This is a genomic window from Pseudomonas sp. PA15(2017), from assembly GCF_001945395.1.
Classification (GTDB): domain Bacteria; phylum Pseudomonadota; class Gammaproteobacteria; order Pseudomonadales; family Pseudomonadaceae; genus Aquipseudomonas.
Window position 1 is genome coordinate 1 of record NZ_MSXV01000004.1, and the last position, 21,913, is coordinate 21,913.

The 21,913-nt window shown below is 63.8% G+C and carries 16 protein-coding genes; 4 read left to right on the forward strand and 12 right to left on the reverse strand.

Annotated features, from left to right (window positions below; genetic code table 11):
* Window positions 1-149 precede the first annotated feature (149 nt).
* Together BVH03_RS01480 and BVH03_RS01485 are read right to left on the reverse strand one after the other, a co-directional pair.
* Complete coding sequence (locus BVH03_RS01480; protein WP_075959545.1) at window positions 150-728, reverse strand: YceI family protein; 579 nt, start codon at window positions 726-728, stop codon at window positions 150-152.
* 62 nt (window positions 729-790) lie between these two features.
* Window positions 791-1,336 (reverse strand): cytochrome b, encoded by a 546-nt coding sequence (locus tag BVH03_RS01485; RefSeq protein WP_075959546.1) that lies wholly within the window; start codon window positions 1,334-1,336, stop codon window positions 791-793.
* Window positions 1,337-1,601: 265 nt separating this feature from the next.
* On the opposite strand from BVH03_RS01485, the gene BVH03_RS01490 reads away from it, so the two are divergent.
* On the forward strand, window positions 1,602-3,005 hold the full coding sequence (locus BVH03_RS01490) for an adenosylmethionine--8-amino-7-oxononanoate transaminase (RefSeq protein ID WP_075959547.1): 1,404 nt from the start codon (window positions 1,602-1,604) through the stop codon (window positions 3,003-3,005).
* A gap of 44 nt (window positions 3,006-3,049) precedes the next feature.
* Here BVH03_RS01490 and BVH03_RS01495 read toward each other — a convergent pair whose 3' ends face one another.
* Window positions 3,050-4,360 (reverse strand): OprD family porin, encoded by a 1,311-nt coding sequence (locus tag BVH03_RS01495; RefSeq protein ID WP_075959548.1) that lies wholly within the window; start codon window positions 4,358-4,360, stop codon window positions 3,050-3,052.
* Between the two features lie 383 nt (window positions 4,361-4,743).
* Between BVH03_RS01495 and BVH03_RS01500 the strand changes: the two genes are divergently transcribed.
* Together BVH03_RS01500 and BVH03_RS01505 are read left to right on the forward strand one after the other, a co-directional pair.
* A complete protein-coding gene (locus BVH03_RS01500) occupies window positions 4,744-5,463 on the forward strand; it encodes a 16S rRNA (uracil(1498)-N(3))-methyltransferase (RefSeq protein ID WP_075959549.1) in 720 nt (239 codons plus the stop codon).
* 335 nt (window positions 5,464-5,798) lie between these two features.
* A complete protein-coding gene (locus tag BVH03_RS01505; protein WP_075959550.1) occupies window positions 5,799-6,320 on the forward strand; it encodes a cytochrome b in 522 nt (173 codons plus the stop codon).
* 36 nt (window positions 6,321-6,356) lie between these two features.
* On the opposite strand, the gene BVH03_RS01510 is transcribed toward BVH03_RS01505, so the two are convergent.
* The 9 genes from BVH03_RS01510 to pilG form a co-directional block, all read right to left on the reverse strand.
* Window positions 6,357-6,887 (reverse strand): bacterioferritin, encoded by a 531-nt coding sequence (locus BVH03_RS01510; RefSeq protein WP_075959551.1) that lies wholly within the window; start codon window positions 6,885-6,887, stop codon window positions 6,357-6,359.
* Between the two features lie 116 nt (window positions 6,888-7,003).
* A complete protein-coding gene (locus tag BVH03_RS01515; RefSeq protein ID WP_075959552.1) occupies window positions 7,004-7,474 on the reverse strand; it encodes a chemotaxis protein CheW in 471 nt (156 codons plus the stop codon).
* 12 nt (window positions 7,475-7,486) lie between these two features.
* Entirely contained in the window at window positions 7,487-8,545 is a 1,059-nt protein-coding gene (locus BVH03_RS01520) for a chemotaxis protein CheB (RefSeq protein ID WP_075959603.1), read from the reverse strand.
* Entirely contained in the window at window positions 8,542-16,101 is a 7,560-nt protein-coding gene (locus BVH03_RS01525) for an Hpt domain-containing protein (RefSeq protein ID WP_075959553.1), read from the reverse strand. The genes BVH03_RS01520 and BVH03_RS01525 overlap by 4 nt, the downstream gene beginning before the upstream one ends.
* A gap of 14 nt (window positions 16,102-16,115) precedes the next feature.
* Complete coding sequence (locus tag BVH03_RS01530) at window positions 16,116-16,964, reverse strand: protein-glutamate O-methyltransferase (protein ID WP_075959604.1); 849 nt, start codon at window positions 16,962-16,964, stop codon at window positions 16,116-16,118.
* 68 nt (window positions 16,965-17,032) lie between these two features.
* Window positions 17,033-19,081, reverse strand: a complete 2,049-nt coding sequence (locus BVH03_RS01535) for a methyl-accepting chemotaxis protein (RefSeq protein ID WP_075959554.1) — start codon at window positions 19,079-19,081, stop codon at window positions 17,033-17,035.
* Between the two features lie 82 nt (window positions 19,082-19,163).
* Window positions 19,164-19,703, reverse strand: coding sequence for a chemotaxis protein CheW (locus BVH03_RS01540; protein ID WP_075959555.1), 540 nt, complete (start codon window positions 19,701-19,703; stop codon window positions 19,164-19,166).
* 44 nt (window positions 19,704-19,747) lie between these two features.
* The gene (pilH, locus tag BVH03_RS01545) at window positions 19,748-20,113 is read right to left on the reverse strand and encodes a twitching motility response regulator PilH (RefSeq protein ID WP_013789448.1); all 366 of its coding nucleotides are present in this window, start codon (window positions 20,111-20,113) and stop codon (window positions 19,748-19,750) included.
* A 48-nt stretch (window positions 20,114-20,161) separates the two neighbouring features.
* Window positions 20,162-20,569, reverse strand: a complete 408-nt coding sequence (gene pilG / locus BVH03_RS01550) for a twitching motility response regulator PilG (RefSeq protein ID WP_070885873.1) — start codon at window positions 20,567-20,569, stop codon at window positions 20,162-20,164.
* 228 nt (window positions 20,570-20,797) lie between these two features.
* Between pilG and gshB the strand changes: the two genes are divergently transcribed.
* Window positions 20,798-21,760, forward strand: coding sequence for a glutathione synthase (gene gshB, locus BVH03_RS01555; RefSeq protein WP_075959556.1), 963 nt, complete (start codon window positions 20,798-20,800; stop codon window positions 21,758-21,760).
* Window positions 21,761-21,913 lie beyond the last annotated feature (153 nt).

Sequence of the window (21,913 nt, forward strand, 5' to 3'; positions counted from 1 at the left end):
CTGCTTTGCCCGCGACCTTCGCCCTGGATATAACCCATAAACGACAATGCCCCTATCAACCGATAGAGGCATTGTCTTCAACTCACCCTCGGACTGCTAGGTTTTCACACAGTCTGTCAGAGCCGGCGTTTTTGTTTCTAGCGTCAGGCTTACTTGCGCACGCCTTCCACGGAAATGATCAGCTCGACTTCCTGCGAAACCGGGCCCAGATCCTTCTCGATATTGAAGTCCTTCAGCTTCAGCTTGGTGCTGCCCTCGAAGCCGGCGCGGTAGCCGCCCCATGGGTCGTCACCCTGACCGATGAACTTGGCGGCGATCACCACCGGCTTGGTCACGCCGTTGAGGGTCAGGTCGCCAGTGATGTCGGCAGCGCCCTGGCCGGTCGACTTGACCGAGGTGGACTTGAAGGTCGCGGTCGGGTTCTTGCTGACGTTGAGGAAATCGGCGCTACGGATGTGCTTGTCGCGCTCGGCGTGGTTGGTGTCGACGCTTTCGGTCTTCAGGGTCACGTCGACCTTGCTGGCCTCGGGGTTCTTCTCGTCGAAGCTGAAGGAGCCGTCGAAATCCTTGAAGGTGCCGTACAGCCAGCTGTAGCCCAGGTGACTGATCTTGAAATTGACGAAGGCGTGCTGGCCTTGCTTGTCGATGGCGTAGTCGGCAGCCATTGCCTGGCCAGCGCCCAGCAGAGCGGTACCCAGCGCCAGTGCAGCGAAAGTCTTCTTCAACATGGAAACTCCTTGTGAGATGAAAATGGATGGCGCTGCAGAGCAACGCCGAAACCGCAGGAAGATCAGCGCCCGAAGATACGCAGCAAGGTGCGATCACGGTCGATGAAGTGGTGCTTCAACGCAGCCAGGCCATGCAGGACCGCAAAGATCACGATAGCCCAGGCCAGGTATTCATGAATCAGGCCGGCGACATCCCCCTGATTGGGAATGCTGGTCACACTCGCCGGCACCTCGAACCAGCCGAACACGCTGATGCCCCGGCCATCGGCAGTGGAGATCAGGTAACCGGAAGTCATCAGCACGAACAGCCCCAGGTACAGGAAGCCGTGCCCCAGCTTGCTGGCCACGCGCGTCAGCCGACCATGCTCGGGCAACGCCGGCGGCGGCGGGCTGGCCAGGCGCCACGCCAGGCGCGCCAGCATGACGATGAACAGCAGGATGCCGATGCTCTTGTGGATGTTCGGCGCCGTCTGGTACCAGGTGCTGTAGTAGCTCAGCCCGACCATCCAGAAACCAAGGGCGAACAACCCGAATACCGCAAGGGCCACCAGCCAATGCAGGGAGATGCTGATGAGACCGTAACGGAACGTAGAATTACGCCACTGCATGGCCTGCTTCCAGAAGTTGAGTTGGACAGAGATTAGCAACAAACCTATCGACTAATAGCAGAAATTGTTGCTGTGAAATATCGAGAAAGGCGATAGCTGAGCACCATCACCAGATGCCAACGAGGTTAGTCCTTGACCTATTCGAAGCGTTCAAAGCCACGGACCTGAACGGTCGCTTTCAGCGGATCAGCGGTGGCAGACGGCAAAAAACGGCAGGTGCGCGCTTCTGATAGGCTTGCCCGCTGATAATTGGGAGAGCGACTCGATGAGTAACCAACACTGGATGCAGCGTGACCTGGACGTCCTCTGGCACCCTTGTACACAGATGAAGGACCACGAGCGTCTGCCGCTGATCCCGATCCGCCGCGGTGAAGGCGTGTGGCTGGAGGACTTCGAGGGCAAGCGTTACCTGGATGCCGTCAGTTCCTGGTGGGTCAATGTGTTCGGCCACGCCAACCCGCGTATCGGCAGGCGCATCAAAGAGCAGGTGGATCAGCTCGAGCACGTGATGCTGGCCGGTTTCAGCCACCAGCCGGTGGTGGAATTGTCCGAGCGGCTGGTGAAGATCACGCCGCCGGGGCTGAGCCGGTTGTTCTACGCCGACAACGGTTCCTCGGGCATCGAAGTGGCGCTGAAGATGAGCTTTCACTATTGGCTCAACAGCGGCCAGCCTGCGAAGAAACGTTTCGTGACCCTGACCAACAGCTACCACGGCGAAACCGTGGCGGCGATGTCGGTGGGCGACGTGGCGCTGTTCACCGATACCTACAAGGCGCTGTTGCTCGACACCCTCAAGGTGCCGAGCCCGGATTGCTACCTGCGCCCGGAGGGCGTGAGCTGGGAAGAGCACTCGCGGACGATGTTCGCCGCCATGGAGCAAACCCTGGCCGAGCACCATCACGAAGTCGCGGCGGTGATCGTCGAACCTTTGATCCAGGGTGCCGGCGGCATGCGCATGTACCACCCGATCTACCTGACGGTGCTGCGCGAGGCTTGCGACCGCTACGGCGTACACCTGATCCATGACGAAATCGCCGTCGGCTTTGGCCGCACCGGCACCATGTTCGCCTGCGAGCAGGCCGGCATCACGCCGGACTTTCTGGTGCTGTCCAAGGCGCTCACCGGCGGCTATCTGCCGATGGCCGCGGTACTGACCACCGATGAGGTCTACGCCGCGTTCTATGACGAATACGCCACCCTGCGTGCCTTCCTGCATTCGCACACCTACACCGGCAACCCGCTGGCCTGCGCCGCTGCTCTGGCGACCCTGGATATTTTCGAGGAGGACGGCGTGATAGAGGCCAACAAACGGCTCGCCGCGCGCATGGCCAGCGCGACCGCACACCTGGTCGATCACTCTCACGTCGCCGAAGTGCGCCAGACCGGCATGGCCCTGGCCATCGAGATGGTGCAGGACAAAGCCGGCAAGGTCGCCTACCCCTGGCAGGAACGCCGCGGCCTCAAGGTGTACCAGCACGCCCTGACCCGCGGCGCATTGCTGCGGCCACTGGGTAGCGTGGTGTATTTCCTGCCGCCCTACGTGATCAGCGAAGAGCAGATCGACTTTCTCGCTGACGTGGCCAGCGAAGGCATCGACCTGGCTACCCGCACTTCGGTCAGCGTACCGGTAGGCGACACCCGCTATCCAGGCTTCCGCGATCCAGGCTGACGGCGCAGGCAGGTGGGCGAGCGCCACCTGCCGTCATGCCTTGCTCAGAGCACGCTCAGCGGATACTCGACGATGAAGCGCACCTGGTCGGAGTCCACATCCGAGGTTCCGGAGATACGGTGCGTGGCCTGGCGCAGGCGGAACTTGAGATCCTTGGCCGCGCCACTCTGCACCACATATTGCACGTTCACATCACGCTCCCAGTGCTTTTCGTTGTCGGCGTAATAGGCGTAGGGGCTGGATGCGTCCATCTTGCTGCCGTCAACGTTGTCGCCGCGGATGTACGAGACGTAGAACGACAGCCCCGGCACTCCGTAACTGGCCAGGTCCATGGCGTAGGTGGCGCGCCAGGAGCGCTCGCCCGGCCCGTTGAAATCCACCAGTTGCGAGGAGTTGGCCAGGTAAATCGAGTCTTGCGCACCGCCGCCGCCGAGCGTCAGGTAGTCGAACGGCTGATCGCCATGCACCCGTTGGTGGGCGATGGTGAAGGTATGCGCCCCCACCGAGTAGGCGGTCGCCAGTGACCAGGCGGTGACGTCGATGTCGCCGGCAACCGACTTGCCCTCATCCAGCGTCCGATAGATGTTGAAATCGAAGTTCAATGCCTGCTGGTCATCGATCGCCAGGTTGTAGATGGCGTTGCCGTAGTACTGACGCCACAGGTCTTCATAGCGCGAGGCGTAGGCACTGAAACTCAAGGCATCGCTGGCCACCCAATTGGCCCCGACATAATCGACACTGCCGCCTTCGGCACCCGGTGCGTAGGTGCTGTAGAAGCCATCGCGGCTACCGGCCTGGTTGAAATCCTTGGACGAAGTGAAATGGCCTGCGTCGATGATCAGGTCATCGATCTCGGCGCTGGTCAGCTGGAAACCAGTCGCGGTGGCAGGTACCAGACGAGCGTCGGCGACTGCGATTACCGGGTTGTAGGGCCGCAGCTGGCCATACTTGAGTTCCGAATTGGAAATGCGCATTTTCACGGCGCCACCGAGGGTGCCGAACTCGTCGTCAGCCTGGTTGGTGGACGAGTCCACCGGCAGCAACCCGGAGCCTGATCGCCCTCGTCCGCTGTCCAGTTTGATGCCCATGTAGGCATTGAGATCGACGCCAAAACCGACGACGCCCTGGGTATAACCCGAGCTGTATTCGAGGTGAAAACCCTGGCCCCATTCGCGATTATCCTCGGCTCCGCTCGCATGGCGATCCATATGCCAGTAAACGTTGCGGGTCAGCAGATTCAGCGTGCTGTCTTCGAGAAAACCCTTGGATTCGGCCTGGTTCGCCTGAGCGGTGGAAATGGCCAGAAGACTGGCGCTCAGCGCCATCAACGATAATCCGGTACGTTGCACGATCATTATTATTCCCTAAGCGTGGAATGTAGCGGCGGATAGTCCGCCCTTGGAACAGGATGAGCTGCAGCGCCCACGCCGCTAAACGGCAACAGGTTTCCCCTGCCTGACGTGCGTTCGCGTGAGCCACCCACCCCTTGGTCAGCCCTGCCGTGCTGAAGCGCCCCGGGAATGCGGCCCGGGAGCAAGGCCGCTCTTTTTTTACCCTATGGCCAATGGACGCATTGTCGCAACCCTCGATGCAGCGAGCGGCGTTGCCGTTCACCTATCGCGAGCGACTCACACCCATCACCGCGTGCCCTGCAGCAACGCCACGGCGATCGATGGCCTGCAGAAAAATGACCAGCCGGTTATGCTTGCCCACCCTCAGCCCATATCCGTCACCGACCATGCGCCTTTCCCGCTTCTTCATCGACGCCCCTCTTTCCCTCGGCCAACACGAACTGCCCGAGGCCCAGGCCCACTACATCGGCCGGGTACTGCGGCACGCCGCGGGTGACGCCGTGCAGCTGTTCGATGGCAGCGGCCAAGAGTTTCTCGGCGAACTGCTCGAGGTGGGCAAGAAGACGGTGCGCGTCGAGCTGCGCGAGCAGTTCACCGGGCAGGCCGAGTCGCCCCTGCACATCCACCTGGGCCAGGGTCTGTCCCGTGGCGAGCGCATGGACTGGGCGATCCAGAAGGCCACCGAACTGGGCGCCCAGGTGATCAGCCCGATCATCAGCACGCGCTGTGAAGTACGCCTGAAGGATGAGCGCACCGACAAACGCATGGCCCACTGGCGTCAGGTGGCGATCAGCGCCTGCGAGCAATGCGGACGCTCGGTAATTCCGCTGATCCATCCGCCCATCACGCTGACCGACTGGCTGCAGCAAACCCAGGCGGATCTCAAGCTGGTGCTGCACCCCGTTGCCGAGCCGCTGAGCAGCCATGCCAAACCCGCGTCGCTGGCCTTTCTGATCGGCCCCGAGGGCGGCCTGACCGATGCCGAAGTCGAGCAGGCGAAAGGCACCGACTTCCACGCCGCGCGCCTGGGGCCGCGCGTACTGCGCACCGAAACCGCGCCGGTGGCGGGCCTGGCGCTGGCCCAGCACTTGTGGGGCGATTTCTAAGAATCTGTTCATGATCCTTATGAGCATGAAGTGGCAGTTACAAGGCAGGAGCAGACATCGGCGCAGTATCTGTGGGAGCGGGCCATGCCCGCGATTTTTCGCGCGCATGGCCCGCTCCCACAGATAATCACCAGCCCAACCTTCGGGAACGAACGGCCGCTACCGCCACTCAGCTACCAGAAATCGAAGAGCCTGGTCTGAAAGATCCTGAACAGGCTCTAAGCCCACTCTGTGGGTGTGGCGACGGCGCATCGCGCAAAACCGCCAGAAACCTGTGGCCAATTGGCTATCATCAGCAGACGGCCCGTGCACACCGGGCATGATGAGAACCCACCATGAATGACCGCTATTCAGGCACCCAGATCACCCTGCACTGGCTCAGCGCTGTGCTGGTCATCTGCACCCTGTCGCTGCCTTATGTCCAGGATCTGGTTGCCGATCTGCTCGGCGGTACTGGCGGGGTGTTCACCCTGCACAAATCCCTGGGCCTGAGCATTCTGCTACTGACCGTTCTGCGCCTGCTGGTGCGTGCTCGGCAAGGCACACCACAGCTGTTGGCCGACCGCGCACGCTGGCAGCGCAACGCCGCCAAGCTGGGCCACGGTGTCCTTTATGCGCTGTTGCTGGCGATGCCCCTGAGCGGCCTGCTGTTCGGCAAACGGCCGGTGGAGTTGTTCTGGCTGGTAACCATCGATCCGCTGCCGGTTTCCGATGCCACCCGCGCCCTGGCCCGTCAGTTTCATCTGACCGCAAAGTACCTGCTGTTCGCCTTGATCCTGGGCCACGCCTGCATGGCGCTCTGGCACCACTACGGGCTGCGCGACGGCGTGCTGCGCTCGATGCTGCCGCGCCGCTGATCGCCGGGGCGTTGAATGCGCCCCCCGGCCAACGCCTCAGAGATCGTCGAGGATATCGGCCATATCGTCGGCGTGTTCTTCTTCCTGGGCGAGGATGTCTTCGAAGATGCGTCGCGTGGTCGGATCGTCGTTGCCGAGGAAGGCGATGATCTCGCGATAGCTGTCGATGGCGATGCGCTCGGCCACCAGGTTCTCGGTCACCATCTCCTTGAGCGAACTACCGGCAACGTACTCGGCATGGGAGCGGCCAATTAGCGTGGCCGGATTGAAGTCCGGCTCACCACCAAGCTGGGTGATGCGCTCGGCCAGTTTGTCGGAGTGCTCCAGCTCCTGCTGCGCATGCTCGAGAAATTCGGCAGCGGCAACGCTGGCCTTGAGGCCGGTGGCCATGTGGTAGTGGCGCTTGTAGCGCAGGTAGCAGACCAGCTCGGTGGCCAACGACTCGTTGAGCAGACGCAGGACTGTCTCGCGATCGGCCGAATAACTCTCGGTGATCGCGCCGGACTCAAGGTGCTGACGCGCGCGCTGGCGCAGGATGCTGATATCGGTGAGAGGGGTGGCGCTCATGACTTTTCTCCATCGGCTTACGGTTGAGTGCGCCTGCTCTGGCGGCCGGCGGCACTGGGTTGTGAGTCGTGGGGGGAGAAAAAAGTTTGACCTGTTTCAAAATGATACTGCGGTGCTCAGATCAGCTCGGCGTCGGCGAGCAGTTGCTCGAGCCCTTCCAGGTCGGGAATGCGCAATACCGCGTCATCCACCTTCACGGCAGCCAGCTCCAGCGCCGCAAGGGCCACGTCCGCCCGCGGCAGATCCTCGGTCACCCGCAGGGAACGGGGAATGCCCTGAACCAGCAAGGCGATGAACTTGACATTGGCGCGGCCGCCCAGGGCATTGAGAATCGCGATGCGGGCACCGTCGCCAACCACTGCAGCGCCACCGCTGGCAGCCTCGAAGCTGAGCAGCGGCAGGCTCAGGTCGCGCCAGGCAACCTGGCCGAGAAACCAGTCCGGCATGCCGGCCAGGGCCGGTGGCGCGCGATAGGGAATCAGTTCGGCCACCGCCACGTTGGGCAGCAGCAGTGTGCGATCGGCCAGCGGCACGACCAGACCGGTCAGGCTGCTGACGCTGTTCTGGGTAACGACGGCTTGGCTCATGAAAACATCCTGTCAGACAGCGAGGGTGGTTGGAGAGGCATGCCGATAACCGGCGCACTGCTCGGCGAGGTGCTCGACGAGCGCCGCTGCCAGCTCCCGCGGATCGGCGGTGAAGCTGCTGTAGCCGCCTTCGCGCAGGCTGTCGGGCATGCTCGAGCAGGCGCAGCTCTCGGCGCGCTGCGTCCAGATGAGCCCGCCCTGGCGCTTCAGGTAGGCGGCCGCGGCGCTGCCATCGCTGCCCATGCCGCTGAAGGCGATCACGCCACTGTCGGCGGCGTAGCGCTGGGCGAGGTTGAGCATCATCTGGTCGATCGACGGGCTGTAAGGTTCCGGCCAGGGGCGATTGGCAACTCGCATGATGCCGTCATCGGCAAAGGTCAGCTCGTTGCTGATCGGCACCACCACCACTTCGCCACAGCGCAAGGCATCGCCATCACGCACGGTGCCGACGCGCCACTGGCTATGGCGGCCGACGGCCTGGGGCAAGGTGGTCTCGAAGCTGGGATCGATATGCTGGGCATACAGGAACGCCACCGGCAGGCCGCCCGGCAGCGCATCGAGAAACGCTTTGACCGCCGCCGGCCCGCCCAGCGATGCCGCCAGCAGCCAGACCTGCCGGGCCGGCTCACCCGCCTGCAACGGCGTGTTGGCCAGCGCCGCCGGCAGTTCGATGCGGCCCGGCCGCTGGGCCTCGGCCAGCACGCCGTCCAGGCCGCCGCCCACGGTGGCCAGGGCCGGATCGCCAACCAGCTTCTTCAGCTTGCCGACCAGCCGGCGCTCCCAGCGCGGGTAGTTTTCCGAGCTGCGCTGCGGCGCATGGCCTTCGCCGAACAACACCGGCACCTCGGCATTGGCCATCAGGGTGTCGATCAACGGCAGGTCATCGGACTGCACCAGATCGACCAGCCACAAGTCCGCTTCACAGGCCTGCAACGCTGCGTCATCGAGGCGCCCAGGATCACTGTTGAGCACCACCTGATAGCCGTTGCTGCTCAGGGCCTGCTGCAGCACATGGCGCTGCAGCGAGGTGTCGGCGATCACGGCGATGCGTGCTGCGCTGGATTGGCTCATGAGCGCTTGGTCCATCTCTCGATGGAGCCGAGCAACAGCGACTCCTGGTAGGGCTTGCCGAGGTACTCGTTGACGCCGATGCTCATCGCCCGCTCACGGTGTTTCTCGCCGGTACGCGAGGTGATCATGATGATCGGCAGATCCTTGAGGCCTTCGTCGTGGCGAATCAGGTTGGCGACCTCGAAGCCGTCCATGCGCGGCATTTCGATGTCCAGCAGCATGATGTCGGGGCGATGCTCCTGCAGCTGGGCAATGGCATCGACACCGTCCTTGGCGGTCAGCACGTTCATGCCGTTGCGCTCCAACAGGCGGCTGGTGACCTTGCGCACGGTGACCGAGTCGTCCACCACCATGACCAGCGTCGGGCGCTCGACCTCGACTTCCGGCACGCTGCCAGCGTCGGCCGTCAGACGCGGCCGGATCTGATACTGCAGATGCGCATGCAATTCGCGGATGGTCGCCAGCAGGTCGAGAATCACCACCACGCGACCGTCACCGAGGATGGTCGCCCCGGAAATACCCGGCACCGTGGCGAATTGCGGACCGAGGCTCTTCACCACGATCTCCCGCGAACCGGCCAGGGAATCCACCTGCACGGCCACGGCGTGTTCGCTGGAGCGCACCAGAATCACCGGCAGCGGCAGGCTCTGGCCGACCAGTTTGGGATGCTGGCCATTGTTGAGCAGGTCGCCCAGGTAGCGCAGCTCGTAGGCTTGCCCGGCGTACTCGAAACGCGGCGCATCGGGGCCGTAGTAGCTTTCCAGTTCGTACGGCGAAACGCGCACGATACCTTCGATGGTGTTGAGCGGAATGGCGTACAGGTCTTCGCCGGACAGCACCATCAACGCACGGTTGACCGATACGGTGAACGGCAGACGGATGCGGAAGGTGGTGCCCTCACCGATCACCGAGTCGATGCTCATCGAGCCACCGAGCTGCTTGACCTCGGCGTTGACCACGTCCATGCCGACGCCACGCCCGGAAATCTGCGTGACCTTCTCGGCGGTGGAGAAACCGGCCTCGAGGATGAACTGCAGGATCTCGTGTTCGCTGAGATCGGAGCCGGCGTCCATCAGGCCGCGTTCGACGGCCTTGCGGCGCACCGTATCGAGGTTGATACCGGCGCCGTCGTCGCTGAGCGTCAGCACGATGTCGCCGCCCTCGCGGCCCAGCTCCAGACGAATGCTGCCCTGCTCCGGCTTGCCGGCATTGGCGCGCACCGCAGCGCCTTCGATACCGTGGTCGACGGCGTTGCGCAGCATATGCTCCAGGGGCGCGACGATGCGTTCGAGCACCGTGCGGTCCATCTCGCCATCGGCGTTGCCGACGGTGAACTCGACCTGCTTGCCAAGTTCGCTGGCCACCTGGCGCACGATACGGCGCAGACGCGGCACCAGGCGATCGAACGGCACCATGCGCGTGCGCATCAGGCCTTCCTGCAGCTCGGTGTTGACCCGCGCCTGTTGCAGCAACAAGGTTTCCGCATCGCGGTTACGCGAGGCCAGGGTTTCCTTGAGGTCCAGCAAGTCGGAGGCCGATTCGAACAGGGCCCGCGACAGCTGCTGCAACTGGGAATGGCGGTCCATTTCCAGCGGGTCGAACTCTTCGTACCCGGCGCGCTCGGCCTCGGCCTGGTAGCGGCTGAGGATCTGCGCCTGGGTTTCGGTGTCGAGGCGGCGCAGCTGATCGCGCACGCGGTCGATGGTGGCTTCCATCTCGCTCAGGGTGAAGCCGAAGTCGCTGACCTGCTGTTCCACGCGCCCCCGGAAAATCGACGTCTCACCGGCCAGGTTGACCAGGCCCTCGAGCAGATCGGCGGGCACCTTGACCAGCTCCTGCGGGGCACGCCGTGCGGCGGCCTCTTCGGCAGCCACTTCGGCGCGCTGCACGAACGGCAGCACGCGGTTCTGCGCGGCGACCACCGGCCGTTCGCTGGCGGCAACGATGGACGTCGCTGCACGCGCCACCGGCTGCTCGGGCTCGGCCGCCGGGCGCTCGTCCTGGGGTTGCTGCTGCAGGCGCAGGCGCAGTTCGTCGAGGCTCTTCTGCAGCCCCTCGAAACCGGACTGCACGTCCAGGAACAGGCTATCCGGCCATGGCGCACCTTGGGTCTGGGCTTCGGTCAGGTGCTGCTCGAGGTCATGGCTCTGGTCGCCCAGCTGCTTCTGCCCAGCCAGGCGGGCACCGCCCTTGAGGGTATGCAGGATACGCAGCAGGTCGTCGATGCAGCCGGCATCGTCACGACGCTCTTCCCAGCGGCCGATGCCAGCTTCCATCGCTTCGAGCAGGTCGTCGGCTTCTTCGAGGAAGATATCGAGGATTTCGTCGCTGTCGGCATCGAAAGCTTCCTGCGGCGCGGCGCTCAACGGCACGGCGCGCGGCATGCTGAGCTGCTCGTCCGGGTTGGCACGCAGGCGGCGGATGGTCTCGATCAGCTCGTCGCCATTGGGCACCTGGCGCTGCGAGCGTACGGCGTCGAGCATCTCGGCGAGGCGGTCGTGACAGGCGTGCAGCAGCTCGAACAACATCGGGCTGGGGCGCAGACGCCCGTTGCCGAGGTCCTCATAGAGGAATTCCAGCTCGTGGGCCAGATCGCCGATCTCACGGATCTCGGCCATCCGCGCGCCACCCTTGAGGGTGTGCAGATCACGCTGCAGGGACTCCAGATCGAGGCTGTTGTCGACGTCATCCATCCAGTGCGTCAGGGCCGCACCGGCGCTGTCGATGATGTCGAAGCCTTCCTCGAGAAAGATCTCGACCAGCTCGGGATCGCGGTCGCCGTGCACCACGGCCTGAGTCGGCTCGGCGGGCAGCATGGGCGGCTCGGCAGTTGCTAAAGCTGGCTCGATGGCCGCAGCTTCTGGATCTAGGTCTCGCTCTTGCTCTGGCTCTCGCTCTGGCTCTGGCTCTCGCTCTGGCTCTGGCTCTGGCCAGGCATCCAGATGTTCGACCGGTTCAGGGGCGACCGGCGCCTCGGGCTCGGCGTGTTGCTCGTCCTGGCCACCGCGCTGACGAAACTGGCGAATGGCCTCGACCAGCTCATCGGCAGGCTGCGCCGGCTGGCGCGCCTGCAGGTTGGCGAGCATGCCGCCAAGCAGCGCATGGCCCTGCTGCACGCTGTCGGTAGCGAAAGGGGAAACACCGTAGCGGCGATCCACCAGCCCCTCGTAGAGGGCTTCCAGCTCGTGGGCCAGCTCGCTGATCGGCGTTACGCCGGCCATGTTGGCGCCGCCTTTAAGGGTGTGCATGTCGCGTTGCAGCGACGACAGCAGCGTGCGGTTGTCCGGCTCTGCCAGCCAGCGCTGCAGATTGCTGGCGGCGCTGTCGAGAATGTCCGCTGCCTCTTCGAGAAAGATCGACTCCAGCTCGTTGTCGTCAGACTCGACGGCTTCGAGCGGCTTTTCGCCGTCATCCGTAGCTTGCAGCGCGCGGGTCGCCTCCTCCAGCTCGACCACCTGCAGGCCCGGCACGTCGCCGGACAGCAGGGCCAGCTTGGCAGGGTCGAGCGCTTCGTCGAACAGTGCGCGCAAGGCGGCCACTCGTTCGGGGCAGGCGCTGACCTCGAGGCCGGCGGCGACCTGATCCATCATACTGACCAGCGCTTCGTGGGCCTGCTCGGCCTCATCGAAGAACCGTTCGCTGACCGCCAGGCTGCCGTCTTCCACGGCGCCATAGACGTCCAGCAGCGCTTCGCACAACTCGTCGATCTGCGGCAGTTCGGCCATTTCCGCGCCGCGACCGAGGGTCGTCAGCTCTTCCAGTAGGGTGTTCAGTTCCTGGCGTTCGGACGGCTGCGTACGCCAGCGGCGCAGCAGGTCTTCGACATCGAGCAGGATGTCCATGCCCTCGGCCAGGAAGATGCTGATCAGCTGCGGATCGCGGCTCTCGCCGTGCTCGTCCTGACGCTGGCTCCGGGCATGCTCGAGGCGTTGCTGGTGCAGCTGTTGCACACGCTCCAGGAAGGCTTCGGTGCCTGGAATCGGTCGCAGCGGGTCGCTTTCCAGCTGGGCCAGGCCTTGCCGGAACAATGCCTGGGCCTCGACCAGCACCTCGGCTTCAGTCAGGTCCAGCGGCACCAGATTGACCTTGAATTCCTTGACCATCTTTTCCAACGGCGCGGCCACTTCGGCCATCGGCAGAATGCCGGCCATGTAGGCGCTGCCCTTGAGGGTATGCAGGGCGCGCTGCAGGTCGTCGGTCACCGGCTGCGGCATTTCACGGGCGCAGTCGTCGAGAAAGGCGGCCAGAGTGTCGAGGTGGGTTTCCGCCTCGTTGCGGAAGATTTCCAGCAACTGCGGATCGAGCCCCGCGGGCTCTTCACTCGCAAGTTCCTGGTTGACCGGTGCGGCAGCCTCGATCTCGCCCGCGGGCTCGGCTACCGCGGCAGCCGGGGCGTCATGCTTTGGGAGGCTCAGCCCCTTGGCCAGCGCATGGGCGTCGGCCGCCAGGCGGTCGACATCATCACGCTGGCGCTGGGCCTGGGCGGCAAACTCTTCGACCAGCTCGGGCGTCAGCGCCACGACCTGATTGATCACCTGCTTGACCTCGTCACCGGGCTGAATGCTGCGGTCGAGCACGCGGTTGAGCAGGTTCTCGATCGACCAGGCCAGCTCGCCGATGACCAGCGCGCGCACCATGCGGCCACTGCCCTTGAGGGTATGGAAGGCGCGGCGGATTTCGGTCAGCGCCTCGCGGTCGTCGGTGTCGGCGCACCAGCGCGGCAGAAACTCGGCGATGGTTTCCAGCACCTCGCCAGCTTCCTCGATAAAGACCTCGCGCAGTTCCTCATCGATGGGTTCTTCATCGGCAGGCGGCGGCAGCAGGCTGGGCGGCACGTCTGCCGCCGGCGGGTTGATCGCCTGCACCGGCGCAGCCATTACGTCGGCCATGGACAGCGGCTTTTCAGCTACCGATTCTTCGACCGCGGACGCCTCGGGCAGGCCGGGCAGCTCGACCTCCGGCAGTTGCAGGTCGTCCAGGTCGACTTCGTTCCACTGCGGCTCGTCGGTCGCCTCCAGATCCAGCGCTTCGAGTTCCAGCGGCTGGTCTTCGAAACCTTGTGTCGGCAGGTCGAGCGCCGGCAACTCGGCGGCGGTCGGCTCGGCAGAGCCGGGTTCGAGATCGCTTTGCAGCTCGTCGAGCGACCACAATTCGTCTCCGGCGCGACCGTGCGGTTCGGGCGAGGCGGCCGGCTGATCGTCGAGGTCGAAGGACCAATCGTCATCGGCGATGGAAGCAGGTTGCTCGGTAGCCGGCAGAATGTCCGGCTCGCCCAGCTCCAGCGGCTCTGCAGACAGCAGGAAGGCATCATCCTGCGGTGCAGTGGCGGCGCGCTCGTCCAGCAGGTCACTGTCGTGCAGCGCCCAGGCGTCATCGGCGACCGCCGCCTTGGCATCGGCGTACGGGTCGTCGCCCAGTTCGCCGAGGTCGACCGTATAGGGATCAACCGCTTCACTGGTTTGCTCGGGCGTCAGCGCCTGAGGTTGCTCATCGGCCCACGCCCCATTGTCGAGTGTCTGCGTCCCATGGGCCTCGACGAGGGTCTCGGAAGCCTGCTCACCGGGCTCGATCACTTCGCCGGGGAGTTCGGGCAGCTCGTCGGGCTGCGTGGCATGAGTGTGCGGCTGATCGTCCAGTGCCCACTGCAGGTCGGCAAGGTCGTTAACGCGGCCTGGCGCGTCGTCGGTGATCGTCTCCGGCTGCTCGAAAGCCGGCTCGTCCAGCACAGGTAGCTGATCTGCGGCCAACTCGACGGCAGCATCCGCCTGAGTGATGTCGGCAGCCGGCGCCGCCAGTACGTCGATATCGTGCAGCGGATCATCCAGCGGCGCTGGTTCGTCGTCGACGGGAGCGTCGAGAATCGATGGTTTTTCCTGCAGCGGGTAACCCAGCGCCTCGAGGCTTTCCTCGGCGACGTCGAGAATCAGGTCGCCCTGGGTGGCGTGGTCTTCGGACAGGCGCTCCAGGTAGTACTCGACGCTGGTGATGGCATCGGCCAGGGTGTCGAGGTTCTGCCAGTTCGGCACCGCCTTGCGGGCCAGCAGCTGTTCCTGGATATAGCGGTTGCAGGCATTGAGCAGCGCGGCGGCGCGCGCCAGCGGAATCATCGCCAGACCACCTCGCACCTGGGTCAGCAGCTCCGGCACGCGGGCCAGATGGTCATGATTCCACTGCGAGGCAATGAACTCGATGATCGCGTCCTTGGCCTGTTCCAGGCCATTGCGCGCCTCCTTGATCACCAGTTGGTGGATCTGCCCGACATCGGTGGTGGGCAGGTGGCTTTCTTCGCGTTTGTTGCCGTCGGTCTGACCGACCATGCCGGTCAACGTCGCTTCGACGTAGAGCAGCGCGCCGGCCACGTCCATCAGCACGGCATCGCTCGGCGACTGAGCGCCTTCGGTCAGCGCGCGCACCACGTCGAGCTGGTCGACGATCACCTTGCGCGGCTGGGCGAAGCCGAGCACGGCCAGGGTGTCGGCGATCTGCTTGAGCGGCACCAGCAGGGCCTGCAGTTCACTGACCTGGGCACGGTCGCTGCGCACGAACAGGTCGAGGCTGTCCTTGACGCGCACCAACTCTTCACAGAGTGCGCCCACCACCGAGCGCATGGCATCGCGGTCGGGGCCGGCCAGACGCGCCCGCTCTTCATCGACCACACCATCGTCGGGCAGCGCTTCGTCGAGGTTGTAGCGCTCGCGCAGCACCCGGTTGCGCGGCGACTGCGGCGAGGCTTTGGCGACGTAGAACAGCAGATTCTTGGTGAGTTCGTCCGGGGCGCCCTGGTTGATACCGTCGGCGCCCTGCTCGGTCAGGCGCTTGAGTTCCTTGTCGACCTGACGCAGCAGCGTGCGCACCGAGGTGCCGTTGGCGATGCTACCGTTGGACAGGCCTTCGACGACGCCGGAAGCGATCTGCCACAGCGACTCGAGAGGCGAGTGCTTGCACAGGGTTTCCAGGCGTGCGAACACCCGCGCCATGTAACCGAGGTTGGTGTCCATGTCCTGCTGGCGAATGACCCCGACCAGCGCCACCTGCAGCATCTGCCGCAGTTTGCGCAGCAGGGGCGGCAGTTCGGCAGTGCGCAGCTGGGTCAGCGACTCGGGCGACAGCGCCGCGGCACGGGCAGACAGGTCAGGCGAGAACAGGCTGGTTTCCGACAGCAGCTTCTCGCCCCGCGCGGCGCGCAGGTCGTTGAGCAGCGGCAACACCGCCATGGGCAGGTCACGGCGTGCGGTCTGGATGCGATCCAGGTACACCGGCAGCTGCAGGATGGCCTGCATCAGCACTTCCAACGCTTCGCCCTGGTTGGCCACGCGACCGTCGATCAGCGCCTGGGACAGGTGCTCCATTTCCTCGGCGAGCAAGGCCGCACCGAAGAACTCGACCATCTGCAGGGTGCCGTGAACCTGATGCACGTAGGTCTGGCAGAAGCGCATGCGTGTCGAATCCTGCGGATTCTCGACGAACGCCTCCAGTGCCTGTCGCGCCTGCTTCAGGGTTTCCGCGATTTCGCCCTTGACCCACTCCAGGGCGACATAGTCGTGCCGATCACCCATACACACTCCGTCTCTTAGCCCTTGCGGGTATACGCCAGCACTCGCTCGTCGGCCACCGGAAGCATGTCCGGGTGCTGCCAGCCGACCACCTCGCCCACCCCGATCACCAGCAAGCCACCCGGCGCCAGGCACTCGGCCAGGCGGTTGAGGATCTCGCGGCGTCGCCAGCGGCGAAAATAGATCAGCAAGTTCTGACAAAAAATAACGTCCATGCCGGTCATTGGCGCCTTGTCCAATTCCAGCACGTTGAGCCTGGCGCAACAAACCCGTGCGGCCAGTTCCGGCAAAACCTTGAAGCGTCCATCGCCCTGCGCCGCGAAATAGCGCGCGCGCAGCGCTTGATCCATCGTCTGCAACCTGCGTTCGTCGTACAGGCCGTCCCGGGCCTTGGCCAGGGCGCTGCGGCTGATATCGGTGCCGGTGACACCGAACCGTCCTTGCGCGCCCAGCACTTCGCTGGCACCAATGGCCAGCGAATAGGGTTCCTCACCGCTGGAGCAACCCACGCTCCAGATCGCCAGGGGCTTCTCCAGGCCCTGCTCACCGCGCCGGGCAACGTAGGCCTGATACGCCTCGAACGAAGCCGGATGCCGGTAGAAGCGGGTTTCCTGAACGGTCAGCCGATCCAGCAGGTTCGCCCATTCCACGGCACCGCGCGGACCATCGGTGACCTGCCGGTAATAACTGGCGTAGTCGGCGATGCCCAGCTCGCGCATGCGCGTGCTCAGGTTGGTCTGCAGAAACACCCGGCGCTGTTCGTTGACCACCATGCCCAGGCGCGATTCCAGCAACTGTTGCCAGTCGCGGAACTCCGTGGCGGACATGTCCGCCAGCGGTTGCAAGGCCCAGACGCCTGACTGCATGTTGAGGCCCTCGCTCGAGCACGCGGCTGCCGCCTGGAACATCGTTCAATGCGCCAGACAGCAGGCGATCACGCCTGCTCGCCGCCGTTCGGCAGGTTGAAACCGGACACCGAGTGGCGCATTTCACTGGCCATCTTGGCCAGATTACCAATGCTCTTGGCGGTGGCGGTGGTACCGGACGAGGTCTGCGAGGTGATCTCCTGAATCACGTTCATGGTGTTGGAGATGTGGCCGGCAGAGGATGCCTGCTGACGTGCTGCGTTGGAAATGTTCTGGATGAGCGCGGCGAGGGTCTTCGATACCTTCTCGATCTCTTCCAGGGCCACACCGGCGTCCTGCGCCAGGCGCGCACCGCGTACCACCTCGGAGGTGGTCTGCTCCATGGAGATAACGGCTTCGTTGGTGTCGGTCTGAATGGTCTTTACCAGCGCCTCGATCTGCTTGGTCGCGCCGGAGGAACGTTCGGCGAGGCGTTGTACCTCGTCCGCTACCACGGCGAAGCCTCGGCCTGCGTCACCGGCCATGGAGGCCTGGATCGCGGCGTTCAGTGCGAGGATGTTGGTCTGGTCGGCGATGTCGTTGATGAGGCTTACGATGTCACCGATCTCCTGGGACGATTCACCGAGGCGCTTGATTCGCTTCGAGGTGTCCTGGATCTGCTCACGGATGTTGTCCATGCCGGTGATGGTGTTGTGTACGACTTCGTTGCCCTTGTTGGCGATGGCTACGGAACGCTCCGCTACCGCAGAGGATTCCGAGGCGTTCGCCGATACCTGGTCAATCGACACGGCCATTTCGTTGATCGCCGCCGAAGCCCCGGCGATTTCCTGAGCCTGGTGCTCGGATGCCTCGGCCAGGTGCATGGCGGTGGCCTGGGTTTCCTGGGCGGCGCCGGCCACCTGCACGGCGGTCATGTTGATCGTCGCGACGAGTTCGCGCAGCTGGTCGATCGAGTAGTTGATGGAGTCGGCGATCGCACCAGTGAAGTCTTCGGTTACCGTCGCGGCCACCGTCAGGTCACCGTCGGCGAGGTCGGCGATCTCATCGAGCAGACGCAGAATCGCGGTCTGGTTACGTTCGTTCTTCTCGGCGGTTTCGGCCAGTCGACGGTTGGTTTCCTTCACCATCACCAGGCCGATGATCAGAATCGAGCCCAGCGCCAGAGCGCCCAGCACGTAACCGGCGATGGTGTTCAGCGAGCGGCCCGAGGCCAGTCCTTCGAAGCCCTCGGACAGGGTAGAGGCCTTGTCGAGCAGGGTCTGCGATACGGTGAAGATGGTGTTGGCCGACTCACGAACCTGGAACAGTTCCGGCGAGGTTTCGAGAATCTCGTCCACGGAACCGGATACGAATTCGAACAGCTCGGAAATCTCGCCGAGGCGCTCCAGGGCTTCCTGGTCGCTGACCTTGGTGATTTCCATGGCCGCGTTGCCTTCCTGCATCGCGCTGAGCACACGGCCGAACAGGCTGGCGTCACGACCGAACATGTCGGCGGCCTGCACCGAGTCCTGGTCACCGGCGAGCACCTTGTTCACCGAGCCGAGAATACGTTCGGCGAGCAGCGACTGACGCTGGGCGACCGATACCTGGGCCGCCGGCGCACCGCTCTCGAGCAGGATGTCGACCACTTCCTCGTACTCGACCTGCAGCTGCGGAATGGTTTCGGCCAGGGTGGCGGCAACCTGGTGCAGCGACAGAACGGTCTGCTCGCTGGCCAGAATGGCGTCGGCGTTCTGGCGCAGGGCATCCCAGTCCTGCTGCACGGCAGCCATCTGCGCCTGTACCGATGCCGGCGTGGCAGGCAGACCGGTCTGCGCATTACCGTCGGTCAGGTAGCCCCAACGGGTCTGGAAATCGTTGCGGGCATCGCGAAGCAGGGCAAAAGCCTCGGCCTTGCCCGCAGCGGATTCGGTGGCATCCTTGGCGATACGCTGGGACAGCACGCGCAGTTCACCGGCGTTGCTGAGGTACTCGGTGTCGTAGTTACTTTGCGTATTCATGTACGCGAAGTTGGCGAACAGCATCACGATCGAAATGATCAGGACGACGAACAGCCCCGCCACGAGTGCGCCGACCCGTGTCCCCGCCAGCACATTGTTGGAGATTACTTTTTTCATTATCTGGCCCCCGCCTGGACCCTACCGCACTTCGAATTCCATCTAACGTCAGAAGGCTGGCTGCGCCGCCCCCACCGAAAAGCTATCTGTATGCCACGTCGACAAACTCTGGAGCCTGGGCCAGCGCATGAGGGCTGAACACCAACCAGGGTTGTTCACGCTGGAACACACCGTGAATGAATGGCGCGATGGAAGCCTCGAGCGCTGGCAACCGCTCGGAAAAGGTGTCCACCGCGAAATGCTGCATGCCGAACACCTCGTCGACCGTCAGGCCCGCGAAGATGTCGTGATGATCGACCACCAGCACCCGCCGCTGCTTGCGCAGGGGCGACAGCTCGCCGCCGAAGAAGCCGCACAGATCCATCACTGGCAGCAATCGTCCACGCACGTTGGCCACACCCTTGACCCAGCTTTTCACGCCGGGCAGTAAGGTATGTCGTGGCTCGTGCAACACTTCACCGACCTCACCCATCGGTGCGACGAAAAACCGCTCGCCCATGCGAAAGCCAATGCCGCTCCAGGTCTGCACCGCCACCTGCTGCGACGGCAAGCCCGCTGCCAAAGCGCGGCAGCGCTGCTCGATGCCGAGAAGGATCTGAAAGGGGGTGCGTGTCTCTGACATGCCTGTCGTGACCTTCTTCTTTTGTCGTGTCGCGCTGCGCGGCCTCAGCCAGCGAGCACCGCGTTCAGTGTTTTCAGCAGCGTAGCTTCGTCGACCGGCTTGGTCAGATAGTCCTTGGCGCCCTGGCGCTTGCCCCAGACCTTGTCGGTTTCCTGATCCTTGGTGGTGACGATGATCACCGGGATGTGGCTGGTTTCGGCATCCTTGGTCAGCTGCCGGGTGGCCTGAAAGCCATTGAGCCCGGGCATGACGATGTCCATCAGCACCACATCGGGTTTTTCCTGGCGTGCCAGGGCGACGCCGTCAGCGCCGTTTTCGGCCTTGAGTACCTGGTGGCCGTGCTTTTCCAGCATGGCGGTCAGCTTGTACATTTCGGTCGGCGAGTCATCAACAATCAGAATTCGAGCCATGATGTTTCCCAATACATGAAGAGAGGCGGTTGTAGCGACAGCCGGAGGTCAGGACGCCTGTTCGACCGGAGAGAACTCCGGTACGTGGGTCTTGATCGCGCCGAGCAGCTCTTCCTTGCTGAATGGCTTGGTCAGGTACTGATCAGAACCGACGATGCGCCCCTTGGCCTTGTCGAACAGGCCGTCCTTGGACGACAGCATGATAACGGGCGTGGACTTGAAGGCACTGTTGTTCTTGATCAACGCGCAGGTCTGATAGCCGTCGAGACGCGGCATCATGATGTCGACGAAGATGATGTTCGGATGGGTGTCGGCGATCTTCGCCAGGGCATCGAAACCGTCCACAGCGGTGATCACGTCACAGCCCACCTTTTTCAGCAGGGTTTCCGCTGTACGACGAATCGTCTTCGAGTCGTCGATCACCATCACCCTCAAGCCTTCCGAATGCTGTTCCATGTCTGCCCTGCCACCACTTCGGTGAGTCGTTGTATTACGCCATATCCAGTGCGCCGGAGGCCCTGAAACCAATGGGCCCGGCCCATCGCTGGGCCTTTTTAGCACACTCTCCACATGCAAGCCATCGGCCTGGTCGCCCTTGACCACCAGCCCCGTCAGCGCCACCCTTGGCGCCCATTCCTGCTACCTTTGCGGCTGCTTCGCACCGCCCTCTACGGAGATACTTCAATGAGCGTTCGGCTCGGCATCGTCATGGACCCCATCGCACAGATCGCCTACAAGAAGGACAGCTCGCTGGCCATGCTTCTGGCTGCCCAGGCGCGCGGCTGGAGCCTCTTCTATATGGAACAGAAGGACCTCTACCAAGCCGCCGGTGTCGCCCGCGGCCGCACTCGCCCGCTCAAGGTATTCGCCGATCCCCAGCGCTGGTTCGAATTCGGCGACGAGCAAGACATGCCCCTGGCCGAACTCGACGTGATCCTGATGCGCAAGGACCCACCCTTCGATAACGAATTCGTCTATTCCACCTATCTGCTCGAACAGGCCGAGGAAGCCGGCACGCTGGTGGTCAACCGCCCACAGAGCCTGCGCGACTGCAACGAGAAGTTCTTCGCCACACGCTTTGCGCAGTTCACGCCGGAAACCATCGTCAGCCGCAGACCCGACATTCTGCGTGATTTCGCACGACAGCACCGTGACATCATTCTCAAACCCCTCGATGGAATGGGCGGATCGATGATCTTTCGTCACCGTGAGGGCGACCCGAACCTCTCGGTGATTCTCGAAGCCCTCACCGCCCATGGCAGCCAGCAGATCATGGCGCAGCGTTACCTGCCCGCCATTGTCGACGGTGACAAGCGTATTCTGATGATAGACGGTGAACCGGTTCCCTACTGCCTGGCGCGCATTCCGGCCAGCGGCGAAACCCGCGGCAACCTGGCTGCCGGTGGCCGTGGCGAAGCCCGCCCGCTCACCGAGCGCGACCGCGAAATCGCCGCCGCCGTTGGCCCGAGCCTGCGCGAGCGCGGCCTGCTGTTCGTCGGTCTGGACGTAATCGGCGACCGCCTGACCGAGATCAACGTCACCAGCCCGACGTGCATTCGCGAGATCGATGCGGCCTTCGATACGCGCATCGGCGAACAACTGATGAACAAGATTGCCGAAAAGCTCAATGCGCGGAGTGCTTCATAGACTTTTGCACATCGCCTCGGCAGACTGCACGACAATTGAGGGTCCGCTGACGTTTCACGCACGGTCGCGCCGGAGCCAATTTTTGCGCGAGGCAAGGCACGAGATGCGAAGTTTGGCGGGCCAAATGAGCCATCGAGTAACGCCGCATCGCGC

Coding starts and splice junctions, on each gene's coding strand:
- BVH03_RS01485 (WP_075959546.1), bottom strand. CDS start 1,336: ATGCAGTGGCGTAATTCTACGTTCCGTTACGGTCTCATCAGCATCTCC.
- BVH03_RS01500 (WP_075959549.1), top strand. CDS start 4,744: ATGCGCCTTTCCCGCTTCTTCATCGACGCCCCTCTTTCCCTCGGCCAA.
- BVH03_RS01525 (WP_075959553.1), bottom strand. CDS start 16,101: ATGGGTGATCGGCACGACTATGTCGCCCTGGAGTGGGTCAAGGGCGAA.
- BVH03_RS01535 (WP_075959554.1), bottom strand. CDS start 19,081: ATGAAAAAAGTAATCTCCAACAATGTGCTGGCGGGGACACGGGTCGGC.
- BVH03_RS01515 (WP_075959552.1), bottom strand. CDS start 7,474: ATGAGCCAAGCCGTCGTTACCCAGAACAGCGTCAGCAGCCTGACCGGT.
- BVH03_RS01510 (WP_075959551.1), bottom strand. CDS start 6,887: ATGAGCGCCACCCCTCTCACCGATATCAGCATCCTGCGCCAGCGCGCG.
- BVH03_RS01490 (WP_075959547.1), top strand. CDS start 1,602: ATGAGTAACCAACACTGGATGCAGCGTGACCTGGACGTCCTCTGGCAC.
- BVH03_RS01540 (WP_075959555.1), bottom strand. CDS start 19,703: ATGTCAGAGACACGCACCCCCTTTCAGATCCTTCTCGGCATCGAGCAG.
- gshB (WP_075959556.1), top strand. CDS start 20,798: ATGAGCGTTCGGCTCGGCATCGTCATGGACCCCATCGCACAGATCGCC.
- BVH03_RS01530 (WP_075959604.1), bottom strand. CDS start 16,964: ATGCAGTCAGGCGTCTGGGCCTTGCAACCGCTGGCGGACATGTCCGCC.
- pilG (WP_070885873.1), bottom strand. CDS start 20,569: ATGGAACAGCATTCGGAAGGCTTGAGGGTGATGGTGATCGACGACTCG.
- pilH (WP_013789448.1), bottom strand. CDS start 20,113: ATGGCTCGAATTCTGATTGTTGATGACTCGCCGACCGAAATGTACAAG.
- BVH03_RS01505 (WP_075959550.1), top strand. CDS start 5,799: ATGAATGACCGCTATTCAGGCACCCAGATCACCCTGCACTGGCTCAGC.
- BVH03_RS01480 (WP_075959545.1), bottom strand. CDS start 728: ATGTTGAAGAAGACTTTCGCTGCACTGGCGCTGGGTACCGCTCTGCTG.
- BVH03_RS01520 (WP_075959603.1), bottom strand. CDS start 8,545: ATGAGCCAATCCAGCGCAGCACGCATCGCCGTGATCGCCGACACCTCG.
- BVH03_RS01495 (WP_075959548.1), bottom strand. CDS start 4,360: ATGATCGTGCAACGTACCGGATTATCGTTGATGGCGCTGAGCGCCAGT.